Raw genomic sequence first — 5,337 nt, forward strand, 5'->3', positions numbered from 1 at the left:
CTTAGATTTCATAATAGCCGTATTTTTTACCAAACCCCTCCTGCATCTGTCATATAACGTCTTCGTGTTTGCGACACCTTCGAGCTGGACCCCATATGAATACTTCTTAGTGGAGCTTTGCTCCCAGTGAGAAGGTGTGGTGCACACTTCCTTAAATTCTATCCCTAGTGCACCTTTATGCAAAAACTTTGTTATATGACGTCTCAGAATCTAAATGTGTTACAACTATAAGTTAATCTTATTTATCAGTGAGTTTTAATAAATAATCTAAGTTATTCCTCCTATTATCTATTGTGCACTTAATCTTTGAGGTAAATCAAATTCATCTCCTCTTATATTTATAATAGGAAATACTCCCAGAACTCGATACAGAACAATAGTATTCGTAGGTAATTCTACGTTTTCACCAACTAACTTAAATGACATAGTCGTTCTATACGTGTTGTTAGTAGATTTTTCAGTACTTATATCATCTAATTCAAATCCTTTTCCACCAACTGGAATTACTTTTATAAAATCAGCTGGTATCTTACCCTTATCCCAGTGTTCAAAAGTATAATGGATTTTTATAATATCTTCCTTTTCTTGACTTGTTTTGTAATTCATCTGTTCAATTCTATACTCAATTGATATTGCTCCAATCATAAAGTAAAAGATGCAAAAAGAAATAAGAAGCATACTATTTCTAAAGAACTTATTCTCATTAATAAGTTTGGTAGAAATTTTAGTAATCAACAAAAAAAGCACTAATAAAATTATCCATAATATATGGTCTGAAGGTTGTTGGAGAATTTGCCTTATAATAGTAAAGAAAGCATATAGGAATATAATAAGTAGTACTAGCGAAAATTTATTTTTCTGAATAGTTTTAAAACTTGAGATATTAATCATCTCCCCTCAACATGCTTAATTGTATTAGCTACTATTTATATACTTAATGACATACATGTTATTCCTTATCTTTTTCTGAGTAATGAACTCAACTATTATTTTAAAGATGTCATATAACGTCTTGGTGTTTGCGACACCTTCGAGCTCTACAGGAAAGTCCCTCATGGCTGTGAGCCTGCGAACGCCTAATGGGGCGACTGACTCGGTTAGCGAGAAGGTGTGGTGCACAATACCTCAAAGCTTGTCCCTAGTGCACCCTTGTGCAAACACTTTGTTATAGGATGTTTACCGCTTTATTCTAAGAAATCATGTTTATGATTTCTACCTCTTAAAGACTATGTTACTAGTAAATCTAAATCCTTAAATACAAACAAATGCCATTATATAAACAATCAATTCATGCTTTAATTGGTGTATAACCCAGGTTAAGACAATATTACACATAAAAATCCACAAATAAAATTTTTCTCCCACTTGTGACTAAATATCAAGCCTATCCATTTCACAGAACAAGTGAAACAATATTCTTTCAAGACAAAATATTGTCCATCATTTATTACTTAATACACCAATGATCATGGGGAGCTAATTTACACACTACCTTTATTTAGAAGCTTACAAGAAAATTCATTACAAGACTAAAAATTTAGAATAGAAAAGCGAGTCATGAATTTTAAAGTAAAAAATCAATCTACCTATTATATTCAAAGTAAATCCCACAGTAATTGGTTTTACATCCCACAATAATTATATCAAATATTTCATATTAATAACACTTAATACAATAAATTCCATGACTAGATAAAAAAATAAATCCATAAGTTCTATGTAATTTCAAACTTGAACATAAAAGTATATTGATATACCCTTGAAAACCAATATTTAAGTTTAAAATCACCCTGAATAAAAGATTGATTTACCCTACCCTTTATGAATTGATTGTTTATATTTCTCACAAAGGTCCGTTCCAATCTTAAAAGGTAAATGTCTTATAACGTCTTCGTGTTTGCGACACCTTCGAGCTCTACAGGGAGTTGATCATACCTGTGAGCCTGCGAACGCCTTATGCGACGACTGACTCTGCTGGCAAGAAGGTGTGGCGCTCATTTCCCTGGACTTTCTTCCCTAGAGCGACCTTGCGCAAACATTTTGTTATCTGAAGTTCATACATCTATCATAAACTTCTGAAGTTGACTTATGGTGATTTTTTTCAACTAGTTCAGGCAGGTGTGCTTTTCGTATCACGAAAATACCTTGACTGTAATCTACTACAAAATCCATTCTCTGAATATATACATTTTGGTATAAATCTTTAAAGGCTAGATTTAGTTTTACTCTATCCTCTACCCTACTATTTTCTTGAATCCCACAAATTTGAATGCTAATTTGTTGTCCTTTTTGCACGAAAATATTTTCTCCCGCTATTCCACTATAATTATCTCCTTGAAAGAAACTATAAAAATCATAAGCAATTCCCATCCCAATGTTTTCTAACAAAACATTGTAGTGGAAATATGGATGGTCACTCTCTCCTGAATTTTTTAACCCATATTCATGTCTAATTAAAACTTTTCTATCATCAATAGGAAAATTAAAAATAGGTTTGTTAGACTCAATCTTTTCTATATATCTTCGTTCATCTTCCTTTTGTTGTATTCTATTGGTTTGCTTTATTGACAACATTACTGCTATTAGTGTAGCTATTCCGCCAATTATTGACCCATAAAAACTTCCGATAAATGATAACCATGATTGATTTGAGACAACAGAAACAAAATTATTTCTTAAAATCATGAATTCAATTACTAAAGGAGAAAGAACTGAAATTACTATTACAGATAGAATTATTCTTTTGATTGAGCGTTCCACAATATCACCTCTTTCTAACTATAAAGAATTTCAGATAACGGTTTCGTGTTTACGACGCCTTCGAGCTCTACAGGAAAGTCGCTCATGGCTGCGTGCCCGCGAACGCCTAATGCGACGAGTGATTCGGTTAGCGAGAAGGTGTGGTGCACAGCACCTAAAATTTGTCCCCAGTGCACCCCTGCGCAAACACAGTGTTAGGCGATGGAATCAACCGAATCTAACAATAGCCATTGATCAGAATTGTTAGCATATAACACTCTATTTTGCACTAATCAATATCTCAAAACCTTAACTAAATACACTATAGATAGAATGGAAAGCCATAAAAAATAGACAAGTTGAGATTTGCAGGTTTGCTAATTGGATTTCCTATAGCTTTGCTTTACTTCGACTAAAGGAGCAAACACACATGCTAAACGGATTTATTTAATTTGCTATATGATTGATAAAATTAATTTCATACTGCTACTTACCGTATTTTCTTCCATTACCAGCGATAGTACCCTCTGTAAGAGAAAAGTGCTCAAGGTTTATAATTCCAAGCTCAACCACAAAGCGGGACGAACTCCACCGCTATTATCGCCTGTTGAAGGGTGAATAGTGTTGCTACTATAGTGGAAAGTGCTGTTTCCCTGAATGCCTATATTGCCATCGCCGTGGATATATACGGCTCTTCTATTGTCACGCCCGGGCGAACGAAGCCACCACCACCATACAACCCCATCGAATGTCGATCTTCGTTTGCTGTTGTTTTTGTCTTTCCTTTGAAACCAGTATCGCTGTTTGGCGCTGCGGTTTTCAAGGTTCTTACTGCTGTCACCGAAATATTTACACACTACTTCTTCAATGCTTAGAAGAAATATGTAATCCGAAGTATCTTCACCGCCTCTTGAACCGTACCACTGATTGTCGTCGTTTTTGATTATTACCGGAGTTATTCTTGACTGTTCGGTCACGGTGAACTTGTTATAAAACTCACCGTTAAGATATTTTCTTAGCGAGCAGTCAGCCCATGTCACATCACCAGCACAATTATTATAAGGGTGTTGTTCTATCATATGTTCAGTTATAATCAAAGCCGAATTGCCTTGTATATCAAGAATGCGCCAATGATAACCTCCAAATAGCACGATTGAGCCAATATTAAACTCCCTCATTCTCTTTCTCCTCCTATAACTTAAATTTATTGTTTCAATGCGCCTACATGATTAAATGCGTATTATCTTCGCTGTAATTTCAAGTTTATCAACTCATTCTTAAACCTTACCATAGTCAATATGTAAATATAATTTGGATTAAAGAACCCAATTTTGATTCTGTTGCCTAACGTCTTCGTGTTTGCGACTCCTTCGAACTGGACCCTAAAGGAATGCCCCCTTGGTGGAGCTTAGCTCCCAGTGAAAAGGTGTAGTGCTCATTTCTCTAAACTTCTTTTTCCCTAGAGCACTCTTGCGCAAATATTTTGTTAGGCGAAGTTGGTAACGGTAGCTATCCAATGCCATTGTGTTAATAGTTGTTACAATATTATTGTGACTACAATATAGCAGTTTTAATAATTAGCTACTTTATCAATTTCTTTAATTAGTTTATCTCTCATCTCATTCATTTTGTTATATATTCCAATAAACAACGTTCTTGATGAAGTATTTTCAATAATGTTCATAAGCATTTCCTTTTCATCCTCAAAATTATCATTAATAAAATCAAGTAAAATACATGCAAGTTCCTCTTCATTATCTTCTATATCAGTTATATCTATTGCACCATAATTTATGACACTCCAAGTTTGTCTATACTTATCATTTAATTTTATACAAGTGGTTCTGTAATTTTCAGGTTCATCATTGTGCACAAACTCTATAGAGTTAAGATCATCTAAAAGAGAGAGGTCTGTTTTATTTATTATAGCCAATTTCATTTTAGTTGTAGTTATAGGACTCATTGAAAATGTAATCATCATTGAGTTATAAACATTAGGAAATTCCATCAACTTTTTTTCCAAATACTTTTTATATTTTATCAAACAGTAATCACATTCTTTATCTAGTTTAACCTCAAAATTGTGTAACATTTTATCAAATTCAACCAACATTTTTTTAGATCTATCAGATAGATAAACTCTTCTTGAAGCCTGTAAGTATTCTAATGGCTTGCTCACGTTATCAAACCATTGTTGCAATTTATCCTTGGTATATGACCTTCCATGTTCAGTATAAACTTTTTTAATTTCTTGAAGTGATGCTTCTAAACAAGTACAGTATGGTATTAATACTTGTTCTAATTTTTCTTTCTGAGCCTGTCTTTTTATTTTTCTTTTTTCTATTGTAGAAGTTGAAAAATATGTAATAAATCCGCCAATAATTACTGAAAGTAATGTCCACAATTTATCCGCATTATCAAATAGAATATTCATTAACTTATCCACATTTACTACCTCCAAAAAAGATAATCTATTAATGTTTTTGTAACTTAATAATTCATCTATAGCTTACTTATCTAGTTGACAATTTTGCCTAACGTCTCCGTGTTTGCGATACCTTCGAACTGGACCCTATAGGAATACTTCTTGGTGGAACT

At 33.4% G+C, this 5,337-nt stretch carries 4 protein-coding genes; all 4 read right to left on the bottom strand.

What is annotated here, in order from left to right; translation table 11 throughout:
• Window positions 1-288: 288 nt before the first annotated feature.
• Window positions 289-606 carry a hypothetical protein gene (locus JMO20_RS04760; protein ID WP_207753435.1) on the bottom strand — a complete coding sequence of 106 codons (318 nt, stop codon included), beginning with the start codon at window positions 604-606 and terminating at the stop codon, window positions 289-291.
• Window positions 607-2,043: 1,437 nt separating this feature from the next.
• A complete protein-coding gene (locus JMO20_RS04765; RefSeq protein ID WP_202708397.1) occupies window positions 2,044-2,760 on the bottom strand; it encodes a hypothetical protein in 717 nt (238 codons plus the stop codon).
• A 530-nt stretch (window positions 2,761-3,290) separates the two neighbouring features.
• Complete coding sequence (locus JMO20_RS04770; protein ID WP_202708398.1) at window positions 3,291-3,917, bottom strand: DUF6273 domain-containing protein; 627 nt, start codon at window positions 3,915-3,917, stop codon at window positions 3,291-3,293.
• Window positions 3,918-4,309: 392 nt separating this feature from the next.
• Window positions 4,310-5,185 carry a hypothetical protein gene (locus tag JMO20_RS04775; RefSeq protein WP_202708399.1) on the bottom strand — a complete coding sequence of 292 codons (876 nt, stop codon included), beginning with the start codon at window positions 5,183-5,185 and terminating at the stop codon, window positions 4,310-4,312.
• Window positions 5,186-5,337 lie beyond the last annotated feature (152 nt).

The sequence above is a fragment of the Sporosalibacterium faouarense genome, from assembly GCF_016765695.1.
Taxonomy (GTDB): Bacteria; Bacillota; Clostridia; order Tissierellales; family VENL01; genus Sporosalibacterium; species Sporosalibacterium faouarense.

Bases quoted from the DNA above. Each gene is read 5' to 3' on its own strand.
- JMO20_RS04760 (WP_207753435.1), bottom strand. From the start codon at position 606: ATGAATTACAAAACAAGTCAAGAAAAGGAAGATATTATAAAAATCCAT.
- JMO20_RS04770 (WP_202708398.1), bottom strand. From the start codon at position 3,917: ATGAGGGAGTTTAATATTGGCTCAATCGTGCTATTTGGAGGTTATCAT.